The organism is Rossellomorea sp. FM04394, assembly GCF_041889765.1.
Classification (GTDB): Bacteria; Bacillota; Bacilli; order Bacillales; family Bacillaceae_B; genus Rossellomorea; species Rossellomorea aquimaris_B.
The window spans coordinates 2,162,372-2,177,289 of sequence record NZ_CP168654.1 but is presented as its reverse complement, the minus strand read 5'-3'; the positions used below and the strand labels follow the sequence as shown (position 1 = coordinate 2,177,289).

17 protein-coding genes are annotated in these 14,918 nt (G+C 38.9%); 4 read left to right on the top strand and 13 right to left on the bottom strand.

The window, feature by feature from the left end; translation table 11 throughout:
* Nucleotide 1 precedes the first annotated feature (1 nt).
* Complete coding sequence (locus ACCB35_RS10820; RefSeq protein WP_374056866.1) at nt 2-757, bottom strand: glycosyltransferase family 2 protein; 756 nt, start codon at nt 755-757, stop codon at nt 2-4.
* Nucleotides 758-1,033: 276 nt separating this feature from the next.
* On the opposite strand from ACCB35_RS10820, the gene ACCB35_RS10815 reads away from it, so the two are divergent.
* Nucleotides 1,034-2,131: a polysaccharide pyruvyl transferase family protein gene (locus tag ACCB35_RS10815; RefSeq protein WP_374056865.1), complete on the top strand. Its 1,098-nt coding sequence runs from the start codon at nt 1,034-1,036 to the stop codon at nt 2,129-2,131.
* 185 nt (nt 2,132-2,316) lie between these two features.
* Here ACCB35_RS10815 and ACCB35_RS10810 read toward each other — a convergent pair whose 3' ends face one another.
* From ACCB35_RS10810 to ACCB35_RS10800, 3 genes are all read right to left on the bottom strand, one after another.
* Nucleotides 2,317-2,733 carry a hypothetical protein gene (locus ACCB35_RS10810; RefSeq protein WP_374056864.1) on the bottom strand — a complete coding sequence of 139 codons (417 nt, stop codon included), beginning with the start codon at nt 2,731-2,733 and terminating at the stop codon, nt 2,317-2,319.
* Nucleotides 2,734-2,900: 167 nt separating this feature from the next.
* The gene (locus ACCB35_RS10805) at nt 2,901-5,141 is read right to left on the bottom strand and encodes a YheC/YheD family protein (protein WP_374056863.1); all 2,241 of its coding nucleotides are present in this window, start codon (nt 5,139-5,141) and stop codon (nt 2,901-2,903) included.
* 190 nt (nt 5,142-5,331) lie between these two features.
* Nucleotides 5,332-6,066, bottom strand: a complete 735-nt coding sequence (locus tag ACCB35_RS10800) for a YheC/YheD family protein (protein ID WP_374056862.1) — start codon at nt 6,064-6,066, stop codon at nt 5,332-5,334.
* 214 nt (nt 6,067-6,280) lie between these two features.
* Here ACCB35_RS10800 and ACCB35_RS10795 point away from each other — a divergent pair, with 214 nt between their 5' ends.
* Complete coding sequence (locus tag ACCB35_RS10795; RefSeq protein WP_374056861.1) at nt 6,281-6,634, top strand: hypothetical protein; 354 nt, start codon at nt 6,281-6,283, stop codon at nt 6,632-6,634.
* Between the two features lie 196 nt (nt 6,635-6,830).
* Here ACCB35_RS10795 and ACCB35_RS10790 read toward each other — a convergent pair whose 3' ends face one another.
* Nucleotides 6,831-7,370, bottom strand: a complete 540-nt coding sequence (locus ACCB35_RS10790) for a hypothetical protein (protein ID WP_374056860.1) — start codon at nt 7,368-7,370, stop codon at nt 6,831-6,833.
* 351 nt (nt 7,371-7,721) lie between these two features.
* Between ACCB35_RS10790 and ACCB35_RS10785 the strand changes: the two genes are divergently transcribed.
* Nucleotides 7,722-8,156, top strand: coding sequence for a hypothetical protein (locus tag ACCB35_RS10785; protein ID WP_374056859.1), 435 nt, complete (start codon nt 7,722-7,724; stop codon nt 8,154-8,156).
* A 71-nt stretch (nt 8,157-8,227) separates the two neighbouring features.
* On the opposite strand, the gene ACCB35_RS10780 is transcribed toward ACCB35_RS10785, so the two are convergent.
* The 5 genes from ACCB35_RS10780 to ACCB35_RS10760 form a co-directional block, all read right to left on the bottom strand.
* The gene (locus ACCB35_RS10780) at nt 8,228-8,602 is read right to left on the bottom strand and encodes a nucleotide excision repair endonuclease (protein WP_374056858.1); all 375 of its coding nucleotides are present in this window, start codon (nt 8,600-8,602) and stop codon (nt 8,228-8,230) included.
* A 94-nt stretch (nt 8,603-8,696) separates the two neighbouring features.
* Nucleotides 8,697-9,008: an iron-sulfur cluster biosynthesis family protein gene (locus ACCB35_RS10775; protein ID WP_374056857.1), complete on the bottom strand. Its 312-nt coding sequence runs from the start codon at nt 9,006-9,008 to the stop codon at nt 8,697-8,699.
* Nucleotides 9,009-9,908 carry a diacylglycerol kinase family protein gene (locus ACCB35_RS10770; protein WP_374056856.1) on the bottom strand — a complete coding sequence of 300 codons (900 nt, stop codon included), beginning with the start codon at nt 9,906-9,908 and terminating at the stop codon, nt 9,009-9,011.
* Nucleotides 9,909-10,100: 192 nt separating this feature from the next.
* A complete protein-coding gene (locus tag ACCB35_RS10765) occupies nt 10,101-10,388 on the bottom strand; it encodes a hypothetical protein (protein WP_374056855.1) in 288 nt (95 codons plus the stop codon).
* A gap of 119 nt (nt 10,389-10,507) precedes the next feature.
* Entirely contained in the window at nt 10,508-11,503 is a 996-nt protein-coding gene (locus ACCB35_RS10760; protein ID WP_374056854.1) for a hypothetical protein, read from the bottom strand.
* 652 nt (nt 11,504-12,155) lie between these two features.
* Between ACCB35_RS10760 and ACCB35_RS10755 the strand changes: the two genes are divergently transcribed.
* Nucleotides 12,156-12,710: a kinase gene (locus ACCB35_RS10755; RefSeq protein ID WP_374056853.1), complete on the top strand. Its 555-nt coding sequence runs from the start codon at nt 12,156-12,158 to the stop codon at nt 12,708-12,710.
* 185 nt (nt 12,711-12,895) lie between these two features.
* Here the strand turns inward: ACCB35_RS10755 and ACCB35_RS10750 are convergent, their stop codons facing one another.
* The 3 genes from ACCB35_RS10750 to ACCB35_RS10740 form a co-directional block, all read right to left on the bottom strand.
* Complete coding sequence (locus ACCB35_RS10750) at nt 12,896-13,084, bottom strand: hypothetical protein (RefSeq protein WP_044337158.1); 189 nt, start codon at nt 13,082-13,084, stop codon at nt 12,896-12,898.
* Between the two features lie 155 nt (nt 13,085-13,239).
* Nucleotides 13,240-13,446 (bottom strand): hypothetical protein, encoded by a 207-nt coding sequence (locus ACCB35_RS10745; protein WP_044337159.1) that lies wholly within the window; start codon nt 13,444-13,446, stop codon nt 13,240-13,242.
* A gap of 117 nt (nt 13,447-13,563) precedes the next feature.
* Complete coding sequence (locus tag ACCB35_RS10740; protein ID WP_374056852.1) at nt 13,564-14,736, bottom strand: hypothetical protein; 1,173 nt, start codon at nt 14,734-14,736, stop codon at nt 13,564-13,566.
* Nucleotides 14,737-14,918: the final 182 nt, after the last annotated feature.

Sequence of the window (14,918 nt, the reverse complement as noted above, 5' to 3'; positions counted from 1 at the left end):
GCTACCCCTCTCCTTTCTTGTCCGGAAAATGCTTGTATCTCCTCTCGATATCCACTATCTCTCTATAGTTTTCTGTGAAGCAGACCCTTTTAGAAGTCCTAAATAAATACCTGATTCTTGGCTGCCATGTATGCTTGCTCGAATCTCTTCTGATATAGCAATAGTTATTTCTACTGGTAGAGTAGATCCGATAACCTTTCGCCCTGGCACTTTTTAGAAATGACGTGTCCTCGCCCAATGAACGATTTTGAAAAGGCACATGGTGAATAACTGACTTCTTTGCGACTATAGTTCCGCCCAATACTTTTTTCACCCATTTATATTCGAAGCCAAAGTGTCGGAGTCTTAATTCCCTTGTGTTGGAAAAATATATATATCCTGACCACTTTCCAACAATATCCGCATTTGTTTCCTCGAAGGCTTTTAATGCTTCCGCTAAAAAGTAACTACCATAATGATCATCATCGTCCCATTTTGCCACATATTTATATTTCGCCTTATGGGTACCGTAGTTCAGACAGCTTCCCAATGAGTTCTTTTCCGGAAGCTGATACACTTGGACGTTTTCATAATGGGATGCTCTTTCTTTCCACTCTTCTAATTTCAATGAATCGCTATTTAGTATGATGATGAGTTCTTTTTCCCGTAACAGCTGGCGCTCATAATTTGTAAAGATGTTATCCATAAACCACTGTTTATTTGTACAAGCAACAATGGAAATACCATGATTTTCATTCATCTCCTTTTTTTCTTCCACATGAATTTCCTCCTTTTTTCTTCGAAGCGTTAATGATCTTTCCTGACATCACTACTTACAGACTATTCAACTTGTACCGAATTGTGTGGTTGTTTACAACAGGCTTGTCAAATATAAATGGTCTTTTATATGAAAATGAGTAGATTCAATGCAACTTTCTTCTAAATAGGGTTTAAATTCCATGAATGTACAAACCGTATCAAAGCTTATCCATATACTATAAAGATTTATTATTTTGCTAGTGTTTAGCTACTATTAATTAAGGAAGGTGATTGAATGGAGAAAATTTTATATTTAGGCTGGCTTGGTCACAAAAATATCGGTGACGAATTAATGTATGATTTATTCAGAGAAAAGTTCAGGAAAAAAGCAGACACCACAAAATACAAATTAATCCCCTCCACACGGAAGGTACTCAGACGGCTTAAACGGAATAAACCCTATCTCCATTACTTTGACAGTATCGTTTTAGGCGGCGGCTCCCTATTAATACCGGACTATGTCAATATTCTTTATAAAGCCGTAAAATGGCATAAGAATATTCGAATATTCATTTGGGGGAGCGGAATCGATTGGCTGGAAAAAAGGGAACTCATAAAACTTGGATTGCAGACCGAAGAAGAAATCAATTGGAAAAATGAATTCAAGATTTTTAAAGACCCTTACTTCAGGATTAAGCTTCAAGCCATCTTTCAACATGCTCAATTCATTGGGATCCGGGGACATTATACGTATCAATTCTTTCAGTCAAGGCGATACAATCTGGATAAAGTTAAAGTGACGGGGGACCCTGGGTTACTGGTTCATATGCTTCAAGACCTTCCTGAAAATAAGGATTCAAAGAAGGTAGTGATTAATTGGGGAACCGCTCATCAAAGACTTTACGGGAGAAATGAGGCAAAACTGGAGCAGGAAATGGTAGATGTTACGAAGAAATTGGTTGAAAGGGGATATGATGTGTATATTTATCCTATCTGGGTCAGCGATCTCGCACCATGCAAAAGTCTTTATAATAAGATAGAGGATAAACAGCATGTCCATATGATTACAGACTTACTAGAACAAAACGGGATACTAAATTTGATTAAGGACGCCAAATTTACAATCAACTTCAAATTACATGCAAACGTTCTTTCCGCTACAGCCGGTATTCCATTTGTCGCTTTAGGATACCGTTTTAAAACTTTTGACTTTGCCAATTCAATAGGATTGGACCACCTGGTCGTTTCTACGGACGAAACTCATTTTAGCGAACAGATCCTCTCGAAGGTCTCCAGTATTGAAAACCATGAAGGCTCACTACTACAAAATTTACCAGCGTACCAATTACAGGTAGAAAAGGACTTAGAGAAGGTGTTCGATTTTTTTAAATAACTCACTAAAAGAAGCTTTTAGGGCTTCTTTTTTGATATTCAAATAGAAGAAGTTTAATAAGATAAAAAAATAGAACTTGTTTTCCACAAGTTCTCCTTTTTATATCCTGAGAAGTTTGAGACCCATCAATAAATGATAGTATAAGTTTCTTCATCTATTAATTTTCCTACATATTCTATCCACGACTAACCGAATACGACAGTTGCATTCAGAACAGGAATAACCCCAATAGATGGTAACTCTATAGGCATGGATACTTGTTGGACCTTTTCACTTAACGTTAATTCAAACGAAACAGGAAACGTCTCTTCGTCAATCGTTACAATTCCTTCTACCATAACTGTCATCGTCTGATCACCGTCCTCATCCACTGTGCACAGGGGCATTCCGATATCAGTGGAAGTGAAAGCGGCAATGAATGTTTCCTCGCAACCTGATACAGAAAACGTTGCATTTACTGTACTGTTGTCAGGTAAGTATTCACGACAGATATCGATATTGAACGAATAATCCACTAAAAAATTGAATGGAAAATTACAGATAGAGAAACAACCCTCCCCTTCTGCAGAAGCGTGACAATCGCATAGAAAATTTAATCCCATCACATAAAACCTCCTTTCAATTGAATTACATTATTATATGACTGGAAATCAAAAATGAATGGACAAACTACTTAGGAATAAAGATACAATTTCTTTATAGATGGGAATAGTCTTCTTAGATTAACAAGACCCAGTGTCAATAGGGATACTCATTCCTGTTTATACAATTATATCTTCTTTGGTTGAACAACTTGAAATCCCTGAAGATGAACCGCATAAAATAGCGGTTGATAACGGATGGCAAGATACGTATCATATTCCATCTTCTTGAAACCTTTAAAGCTCGGAAAGATATTCGCCTCTAATATCCAAGGGTAACTCCTATAGTCCAATGCAATATCTAAACCGAATTCGGCATAATGTTCGCCCTTCTGGTCCATAAGTGCACAAAAGCGTTGACATAAATCCACGATTGCCTTGTGAGCATATGAATATGATAGAGGAGCATTTGAGTGATCAAGGGCTTCTTTTAGATGCAGCGCTTTACCTCCACGTGCTATATTGGTCAATTCTTCATTTATGCCGGCTACACGACACTCTATCCCTGAGCATTTCCATTTATCCTCTTCGATTTTCTGCATGACAACCCGAACATCAAAGGGCCGCCCTTCTATTTTCAGTAAATCAATATAGGTTTGATACAAATAGGGATAACTGAAAACATTCAGTTCAAAGAGCTTGTCGTAAAGGTCTTGTGGTGATGTAATACTATGACACAGCTTTAGCTTATTGCTGGATTCGTGAAGATGGAATACTTCGGATTTATATTCAAGAATAAATATTCCACGTCCTCGCGATAAGCTGACAGGTTTCAAAATGATTTTATTCTTTTCCTTTACAAAACGAATCATTTCTTCCAGGTCTTGAAGGAGATAAGTAGATGGAAGATGTCTTTTTAATTGGGGTTCATCTTGCATTTGAGTTAAGTCGGACTTTGTGAAGTGATGTGAATTAAAGAGTTGGTTGTTGGTGAGGATTTTTAATTTTTCTATGGTGTGTTTGTCTTGATGAAAGTTCCGCCTGTAAATGACTGAGGGTATAGATGTAGATCCATACCTCCACACTTCTTCACTGGGATCGTATACCATGCCGTATGCAACATTCTCCTCCCAATTGATGGAACGGGAAGAAAACGCGATCACGGTTCCCCCAAATCTTTCATACATCCCGAGACGGTCCTTAAACTTCTCCATATAATTTAAATGATAGCTTTGATTCTTATTTCCCAATAAAAATCCTATAAGCGGTCCGATATGCACACCATTCTGCCTTGCTGACATTTGGTACACCATGTCTAGTGGTATGTGCATTTTCCTGATCAGATTGCTGGATATGAATAGCTCAATGGGATTGTTATAGGCATTCTCTTGAATCTTAGTGACATCATCATAAGGGATAAATTTGAACGTTTCTTCATTAACGCCGAACTTTAAAACTGACAGCCCTCCGAAATCTGTCTGATATAAATCGAGGGGGAGTTTGATCACATGAGACACTTCATCCACTTCTGTAAATTTAACCCAAATGACTTCATTGCCCTTACCCTTTTCTTTTGAAAATTGCTTTATGGTACTATCTTTTTCTATTATGGCATGGGGATTTATTAATTCTGAATGATGCTGGTATAAGTGGGCTAATTCCAAAGGATATTGTAAAATCTCCTTCCATAGCTCCGGTCTCCAAAACTGAAGATCTTTCATAATGGAGTGAATGGTATCGGTAGAATCAATTTTCAGCTGCCCTTTCTTATTCATCCTGAATTGAAGTCCAAGTTCATAAATGCCTGGATAATAATACTGAATCAGGTCTAAGATAGAGTGGCTGATATCCTTAACTTGCTCCTTAATGGAGGATAACGAAAATGATCCAGTAATGGAATGGAGTTCTTCCAGTGTATAAAGATCACCATCCATATCCTTTACATAATGAAAGGGAGTTCTCCAGTTAAGGTCCTTCCCTTTTTGACAAACGATTTTTATGATAAAGGGAGGGGTGCCCACGACCTCTTCTCTATTGGATATCCCTTTTAAAGACGGATTTGATTCAATGATCTTCAGAAGGCGCTTTTGTCTAATCACATGATGTTCATTGATCATTTTAATCTTCTTCGTTTGGATAAGTTCTCTTAGCTTTTTAATACTTTTCTTTTTATTGTATTTTGTTGGATTATAAATCACTTGAGGGATCTTTAATGTCCCTTTTTCTATTAGTTGCCCATTTCTGTATTCAAAGCTTTTTATTTGATCATTCCGCAATGACAGGTGATCAAGGGTAAAGAACACGACCTTATTCCCTAACTCTTCTGCCTTTTGCACATAGTGAAGGCAATAAGACTCTTCTTTATGGTGTCGAATAATATTATTCCATTGTTTTGTAGATAACAATATTCCAATCGGTTGTTCATCCATTAACTCACCTCCAAAGCATAATTCACGGGGCCTTTTTCATAAATATATGCATTCTTTTCGTAAACGTATAGGCACAGGCCTTTTAATCAATATAAATGATGTAATTAAAGTTCATTACAGGAATAAATGGATCGTGCTAATATGAGACGCATTCAATCATAATAGCGCAATCCCATACTGTGTAAAGGCTCTATCCTCTTCTGTATTTCCTGATTTCCTCGAGCATCGACTTATCCTTTAAAAGATTGAACATAGAAATCGTGGGAGTGAGGTTCGCTTCGATCACAAAGAGTTGTCCATCGTTTGTGATCCCGATATCAAGACCTATTCTTCGTCTAGTTGGGTAAGGGTCCTGTAAGGCTAGGGCAGTATTGAGGGCTACTTCCTTGAGTTCACTCAACACCTTATCTGTGTCTTTGTTCGTAAGCGTAGATTGTTCAATCGCTTCTGCCAAGGTCATCACACCCTTTGCATAATTCGTCGCAACAAATCCCTTAGCTGCCACTTTTACCAATATCCCAGTTACCTTCCATTGGGACGAATTCCTTTTTCGCTGAATCATTACGCGAATATCAAATAGACACTCCTTAATCAAAGCCAATGGAATTCTTTGTTGAACAATGTATTTTTTCTTCGTGCTCAAATGATTCTCTTTCAGATAGTTGAATGCCTGAACTTTCCCAACAATTTCTGTTTTTGTTGATTTAGAATGAATTTCAAATTTGTGACCCTCAATGGAAGTGATTTGAATAACTCCAATTCCACGTAACCCAGCGGTAGGCTTGACAATAACAGTCCCAAACTCATCTAGTAAATCCGAAAAAGACCGGTAAGTCAACATCTCGGTTTTAGGTAAATATGGAGCTAGGGCTTGTTCTTTCTTCATGATGGTATATTTTGTGTACTTTCCCGTAGAAACTTTCATAATAAATGGACTCCTTTATACTGCTGTTTACCTCTACTCTGTAGTGTATGTTTTCTACTTTATTTTTCTTGTACGCTTATCCCAAAGCTAACGAAATCATCTTGATTTCTCATTGAACATAAGAAAATGGGAATGAATTTAAGTCATACAACTAGTCCACAATTTTGAATGTTTAATATATATATAAGGAATCAAAAATAAGGAGGAATGAAATATGGGATTATTTCAAGGATGTTCACCTGGGTTTTGGGGGAACGAAGATAATGTAGACCTTTGGGTAGATTTTACGCCAGACCAGGATTATGATACTGTTTTCGGTGTTGATTTCTTTGTTCTAAACAGAACCTTATTCGAAGCACTAAATGAAGGGGGAGGAGGACTGGATGCATTAGGTCGTCAATCTGTAGCCGCCCTTCTCAATGCTGCTAATCCAAATATTAATTACCCGTACACTGTTGACGAAGTTATCGCTTTAGTACAAGGCATTGACCCTACTGACCCAGGAGAAGTGGAAGAACTAAAAGATTTATTTGAAGGCTTTAATGAACTCGGCAGCCCGATTTGTTAGAAAGGTAAAATAGGAAAGTACCCCCATATCTCTGGGGGTACTTTTTTAGTTATAGTTCTCCCATATGGTGATTACATTATTCTTTTTTCCATTCATTAAAAATTTATAAAGAAACTCTTCTTTCAGAAATATTTAAAGCACTAATATTGTTAATATCCTCTAGAAAGATAATAGAGTATTGTAGTACCACCCTCATTCATACTCTTTCCCTAATTGCCTTTCTCCTCTCCTTCGAACCCACAACCGATTCAACTATCCGACCAACTATCGCCTGCTTTGTCTGCCTTTGCGTAACGTAGACCTCCAAATACTTAGCAAGTTTCATTAAATCCGTTTTTTTCTTTACTGTCTCTTCACCACATAAATAGTCTTTGGCCTCTTTTACATTTTCAAACTCTCGGAGTATGAAAGCTACCCTTTCTAATGGATCTATTTCATGAACTCTTCTATGCTTCATGGAAAAGAAACAGGAGATTTTCTTGTAGAGGATTTCTTTGGTGTCTCGATTCCCTGTTGTGATATTGATATATTCACAAAATGAGTGGAGATCTTTTTTTGAATATTTCTTTAGAAGTGACTCAACATCTTCTTCCTTCTCCACTTCTTTTTGGATCTTATCCCTGAGCTTTTCAAATTGCAGCTGACTTTTCGGCTTTGTTTCCACGAACTGAATTTTCCCTCCTCCGTTGATAAACGTATCGTAATGATTAGAGGGGAGGCTTTCAATAAACTTCATGAGTCGGTTCAAGACGATTATCGTTTCATGTTTAGACATAGGATCCTCCTTCAAGGCTATAGTTCACGATGGATAAGATCGTCACACTGCCCCCTCCGATTAATCTGGGTAATGGATTCTTTACTATAGATGTATATGCTTGAAGAAGTTGTCTACTGATTCAATTCGCACAATGTGAAATGATTATTTTGTGACATATAAATTAACAACCAAATAACAGGTTCTTGATTGATAAAGAAATGATTTTTACTTCTTCACTATTTACTTCCACAACAATATGTTCTACTAAATATCCTCCTTCAATAAGTATAACTATAACCTTTTATAGACCAATACTGAGGAGGTACATCAGTGAACGGAACCATCAATCCCATTAAATTGAATGAAGTCATTGAATATGAAGATCTATTTCACGAGGCTTTTAAAGGAACATCGTTAAAAGCAGGACAAGTGACTCAAATTATCTACTGGATCAGGCCAGGGAAATCATTCATTACCTATGACATTGTCGACCGGCATAAGAAGTATGTAAATATTGAGGATGCACCTTCCCCACCCTCGATTCAACGAGTAGAGCTTAGCTTTAAAACGTCATTTGAGCTGAATCAGCAGGTAGATATTGAGATTGCAGGAGTGAAGAGAACTTCTGTCATAGTGGCGATCAACATCACTTGGTCTGATAATGACTGCGCGGTGTCTTATGGCGTGACGGACCTGACAGATACGACGTATTTTGGTGTATTGGAAGAGTTGTTGGTGAGGTGGAATCCGGAGTATGCATTTTAGATTTGAAATTTGATAGAGATAGACAATAAAGGTGCCAGTGTCCATAATCCGACCCCGGCACCTTCTGTAGTTTATTTGTAGAATACTTTATCTACATTATATTTTGCTTGTAGCTTATTGATGATATACGTTTCGTATATGTCACGATCCATAGCGTCTTCTACAATGGCCACATCGATACGGTAGATTTCATCTCTGTGGTTACGTAGTGGTGATACAGTATCTTCAAGATGCTTCTTGACTCTTTGTCTTAGTTTTCGTGCTTTACCAACGAAGAGAAGTTCGTCGTTAATGTTATAAAATAAGATGATGCCGCCTTTATCTCTTGGGATTTCGTGAAGATCGATGAAGCCCTGGATGCTCTTGATCTTTGGTTCTTCTGAGTCTCTTGGTTGCTTACGTTCCGTTATGGAAATATCCGCTTGTGGGATCTGAATGTTTATCATGAATGGTCACGTCCTTTGTTTACTGTAAGAAGTAATGGTAACACATAAAGGATAGAATTACTATACAAGGTACCATTATTCTTCTCCCCCTTCTTTATGCGTAGCGGAGCCCGATCCTATTATTAAACGTCTGATTCTTATTTTTAAACACGAAGAAGTTATCTTTAAAATCAATCGTGAGTTCGTGTTCATAAGCATCTTCGAAGTCATCGTCAACGATGAATTCCAAATGATCAGTTTGGATGATTTTCTCAGATGGATCAGTCTCTCTATTATCTATCACCTTTATTTCGTAAACATTATTTACTATATCGCAGCTTCCACGGTCAAGTGATAGCTGAATGATTTTGCCATCAGGGATTTCCTTTAGTTTTTCTATAGCAGTTTGCGTTATTTCTAATTTCATTTAACATTCCTCCTCATCTGTAAATGGAACAAGTATGTCTAGATGCTGCTTTAGGTTTTCTATTGTGATTGGCAGCTTATCTCCCTCGTCCCCATCGATATTGGCAATCATCTCATAGGTGGATGACGCTGTAAGCTTCGTGACTTTCATATAATGGACGTGTTCGCTTTCTGCCAGTTCTCCTGAAAGAATCTTTGGCAGTAGCATCAGAAAATGAGGCAGTGCAATGTCTTTGATGATAAAGACATGGAGCTTACCGTCATTCACTTTAGCCTCGGGTGCAATGGTTTCCATCCCCCCGACAGAGTTTGTCAGGGCAACAAGCATGAGCAGCGCATCCCCTTCCCAGTCATGGTCGGAATGGACCTTGAGCTCGAACGGCTGCTTCTCCTTCATTTTCTTCATTCCCTCTATTATATATGCAAGAGGACCGAGCTTCGACTTCTGTTCGACTGGTGTGGAGAACGATGCTTCTGCCAACGCGCCGACTGCGACAATATTGATGAAGTATCGGTCATTGATTTTTCCGACATCGGTCTTCTGTACATGATTTTGCTTAAATATGTCGATGGCATCTTCAGGGTCCATTGGAATATTTAAAGCTCGTGCGAAATCGTTTACAGTTCCAAGCGGGATCAGACCAAATAGGGGACGGTGTTCCTGCTCAGCTATTCCGTTAATGGCTTCATTAATTGTTCCATCACCACCCATGGCTGCGACAAAATCAAACTTTCGTTCACAGGCTTCCCTGGCGAAATCCATGGCATCCCCTTCGCCTTCTGTCATGCGCACTTCCGTTTCATATCCCATTTCGTTTATGGTCTCAAGAGCATGATCACTATATTCCTGACCTTTTTCCTTCCCTGAAGAGGGGTTGACGATTAGCATGGCTTGTTTCACACCGATTTCCTCCTTTTAATATGTATACCGTATCTTTACCCTGATTTATAGGAGTGGAACCTTATGTCTGAATAAAATCATTGAAAATACTCACCAAAAAGAAATAGAGAATTAACTTCATGAAAAAGAGACGCTAACCGAATATGATTTCCGGTTAGCGTCTTAGATGTCTCTTAATCTTAAAACCTCATATTAATTAAGTTTTAAAATAGTCAATCCTGCACTATTAATAGGAGTATTATCGACATTACTAATGAGATTATCCGCTGTATGACCAATGTTTCTAAGTTCTACTATTCCACCTGCTGGTATAGAAACAATTGTTTCTCCCTTGACTTGAAAAATCGAATCCAGGGTAACAGGAGCACTTGTGAAAATCCCCATCTGGTTACCATACCTGCTGGAGGTTACTATTGAGCCGTTTAAGAATAATGCGTATGCTCCTCCTCTACTAAACCCAATCTTTCCACCAGTAAACACGACATTATAGTTTATTATATAGTCTCCCTCGTTTACTACTATTATAGAAGTGCCGGTATGAATAAAGTCTCCTGCAGAACTAATCCCAGTATGATTAAAAAAAACAGGTTGGTCAGGTATTACGAGATCTCCACCAGTTCTATATACAGTACAGTACTTTCGACTGCAAGTGCATTCTCCTTGAAGACCTTGTACACCCTGTGGTCCCGGTTCTCCTGGAAGCCCTTGTTCTCCTTGAGGACCCTGCTCTCCACGAAGTCCTTGTTCTCCTTGAGGTCCCTGCTCTCCTTGAGGTCCCTGCTCTCCACGAAGTCCTTGTTCTCCTTGAGGTCCCTGCTCTCCTTGAGGTCCCTGCTCTCCACGAAGTCCTTGTTCTCCTTGAGGTCCCTGCTCTCCTTGAGGTCCCTGCTCTCCACGAAGCCCTTGTTCTCCTTGAGGTCCCTGCTCTCCTTGAAGCCCTTGTTCTCCACGAAGCCCTTGCTCCCCTTTAGGACCCTGCTCTCCACTAGGCCCTTGTTCTCCTTGAGGACCCTGCTCTCCTTGAAGCCCTTGTTCCCCTGGAGGTCCCTGCTCACCACGAAGTCCTTGTTCCCCTGGAGGTCCCTGCTCTCCTTGAAGCCCTTGTACACCCTGAGGTCCTGGTTGTCCTTGAGGACCTTGTTCTCCTTGTGGTCCCTGCTCACCTTGAAGCCCTTGTTCTCCACGAAGCCCTTGCTCCCCTTGAGGGCCCTGCTCTCCACGAGGACCTTGTTCTCCTTGAGGACCCTGCTCTCCTTGAAGCCCTTGTTCCCCTGGAGGTCCCTGCTCTCCACGAAGCCCTTGCTCTCCACGAAGCCCTTGTTCCCCTTGAGGTCCCTGCTCTCCTTGAAGACCTTGTTCACCCTGAGGTCCTGGTTCTCCTGGAGGACCTTGCTCTCCTTGAAGCCCTTGCTCACCACGAAGCCCTTGTTCTCCTTGAGGTCCCTGCTCTCCACGAAGCCCTTGTTCCCCTGGAGGTCCCTGCTCTCCACGAAGCCCTTGTTCTCCTTGAGGTCCCTGCTCTCCTTGAAGCCCTTGTACACCCTGAAGTCCCTCCTCTCCACGAGGACCTTGTTCTCCTTGAGGACCCTTTTCACCTTGTATAATCGGTACTGCTTGAGTCTCTAAATCTCCTTGAGCTGCTTTCTTTCCCCGTTTATCGCTTTTTTTCTTACAGTCTTTATCCCTCTCATTTTGATCGCTTTTCCTCTTGGATTTATTACGCTTTTCTTCCCTTTTAGATGCCAATTTACTCACCTTCTTTTCATATATCAATATATTCCTATTAATCAAATGATGAATAACTAAACAGAATTACTATAGTCTATGAGAATTATTGATAGTATGTGTAGACAAACATCCTGTGGTTCCATAAATCAACGATAGCCCTATACTATTTAAGCAATACTATAATATATTAGTAAGTTGCGATGAAGGATAAGAGGTACTTTTCAGTTGGGAGTTGAAGTGTTATGGAAATCGGTATATAAGCGCGATGAATGAAATAGTTACAATCTTTAAATGGAGACGATTAGCTAAAGTAGCTTTTCGGCCTTTTTCACCAATCTCTTTAAAGAGCTCATTATCTGTCGTGGGTGGGTTCTAGGAGTCTTTTATCTCACTTACCGCTTCTTACTAAACTCTTTTCTCCTTTACGAAATTTCAGCATTTGGCTCGGTTACAAAAGGGGATCCATTTCCATACAATATAAAAAACATAAATGTCTACCAAGTAAAGGGGTGATTACCGGTGGAAAAACTATTTAACGGAAATTTAAAAATTACAAAGAAAGACCTGGCAGCCTTTGAAATGATTGGTGACGGGAAAGATGGAGAAATTTACAAGGTAGCAGATGACAAAGTTGTAAAGTACTTCTTTAAAGAAGAAACACATCAGCGTGAACTTGAAGCGATGCAAATAGGGCAGACTTCGTCCATTATGCCTCGTCTTTATGAATTCGGTGATAATTATATTGTCATGGAGTTTGTTGAAGGAATATCCCTTGCCCGTCACATGAAACGAGAAGGTCACATTGATGAAGACATGACTAAAAAGATTTTATTCGTTCTGGAAGAGTTTAAGAGATTGGGCTTTACGAGATGGGATACAGAGGTTCGCCATATGTTGATGAATGAAGAAGGTGAATTCAAAGTAATTGATCACAAGCGGGCTTTTACATCTGACTCTCCTGTTCCAACCAAACTGTTTAAAGGGATGAAGAAATTTGGTTTAACAGGCGAGTTCCTTGAACATGTCAAGAATTTAAATCCAGAGCTCCATGATGCTTGGAAGAAACATAAGTAGTTCCATACATGATGAAGGTCTCAGTAGAATATCATAAAGATGAAAACGTTCTTTCCATTAATTAAAATTGGATAGGACGTTTTCAAAGAAAGTGTTTAGGACAAGCACCTAAAAAATCCAAAAAAATGGGGATAGTACTTTCCCAAAAAAGTACTACCCCCAGAACCGATTTATTTTTCAAATGATTATACTTTTTTCACCGTTACTCTATCCAAGTGAGTGAATAAAACGTCACCGTTACCGTTAGACCATACTAAATAATGATCTTCTGCTTTAATGAATGTTCCGTCGCAGTCAATTTTTTCTGCTCCGGACAAAACCTCGATTTTATCACCAAGCTTGAGTACTTTATTAAGTTTATCGGAAAATCCCATATTTCCTCCTCCTTTCTATCTTGTGATTCATCAGTCTATATATTTATATTAAAAAATAAGGAATTTGATAGGGCTATTACCTATCATTTTTACTTTTTCAAAAAAAAAATGACTGGAGATCATCCAGTCATTTTTTGTGTTTCTAAATAATGTCACTAAACTTTACGAACAGTTACATTATTTAAATTAGAAGTGTTCATATGGCCGTCATCGTCAGCCCATACAACGAAGTTATCGCTTGCGTATACATATGAACCCTCTTCGATTTCTTCGTCACCAGACAGGACCTCAATTTTATCACCTAGAGATAAAATTTTATTAAGAAAATCTGCCATACTACCATCTTTAAACAAATGAGACATTATGTTTCCCCCTTTCGGTATTTACTCTATTTTTATGCTGAATCGCTAAATGCGTAAAGGCAGATAACTAGATTCCAAAAAAAAATTTCGTTTTTAGCCATTTACTAGACTAACTAATTATTCTTTATTTTCTTCTGACATTGAGTTGATAGGTGAAGGTTCTGAGTCATCTTTTAAAGGGACTTCCTCACCAATCGGTAAACCCTCATCTTGATTTTCAGACATTTCAACCAACTCGTCTTCACCTGACGAATCACCTTCATCATCTACCAGTGAAAGATCCTGGTTCTCCTCTGAGATCTCGCTGTCTTCTTCTTCGGTGGTGCCCTCATCTGAATCAGTATCATTTTCGAAAGTCCACTTTTCAATGACGGGATCTGCATCTGTAACCTCAGAATGATCTCCATCTGTGTCCAATTGCAGAGTGTACTCCTCTTCCGATTTTGAACTATCAGAGTCATCTTCTGCATTCAAATTGATTTCCTCTTCCTTTTCAACAGATGAATGGTGTAATGATTCTTCATCAGAAGCATGGAAATTTTCTACTGAGCTAGTATCATCTTCGTTTATTTCATTTTCCCGGTGTTCTTGTAGAAGACTGAGATTCAACTGGGACCTTTCCTCAGTCTCATGTTCTTCTTTTTCAAGCTTTACGAAATTCAGCACTTCTTCATTAACGGCAGATTGTTCTTTATTTACATGCGTTTTCGGTGAACCTTTTTCTTTCTTTTGTTTCTTTTCTTTTTTTTCTTTCTTATCTTTTTGCTTCTTATCGTTCTTGTTATCATCTTTATGTTTTTTATCATTTTGTTTCTGGTTTTTCTTCCGCTTGGAGCCAATTTTCCTTACACTGATCTGACCGCATAAATCTGTGAAATTGACATTAGCTTTATGATCCATCCAGATGAGGATATTATCGAAAGCTGCCACAAATGTTCCTCCGGAGCCAATCATTTCATCCTCAAAGAAAACTTCAAGATGATCTCCTAGATGGAACATTGAATTCAAGACCCCCTCGACGGATTTACACGGTAGGCGGTCAAAATCAGGATCTGAACAATGATCATGTGAACAAGGTTTTTCATGATCATCTGAACATTCGTCTTGATCATGTGGATCTCCTTCACAGTCCTCATCTGTTTCATGAGGATCTCCTATGCACAAATTCTCTTGCTCATCTGGATCTCCTGTGCACAACTCATCTTGCTCATCCGGATCTCCTTCACAATTCTCTTCATCGTCATAATGGTCGTGATATCGTCTGGAGAGATCATCAAACTCATTTACCATATGTGTTCCCACTCCTTTACATTTTGTCTACAATTCATAATCAATATATGTATGTGAAAAAGGAATGTATAGCCTATTTTTGTGGTATTATCCCAAATTCCGCTCACTCTAACCGGGCTTTTGAATAGGTTATAAATAGATACAGAGACGTGGAGTGAAGCACATGCCCAATTGTTATCTTT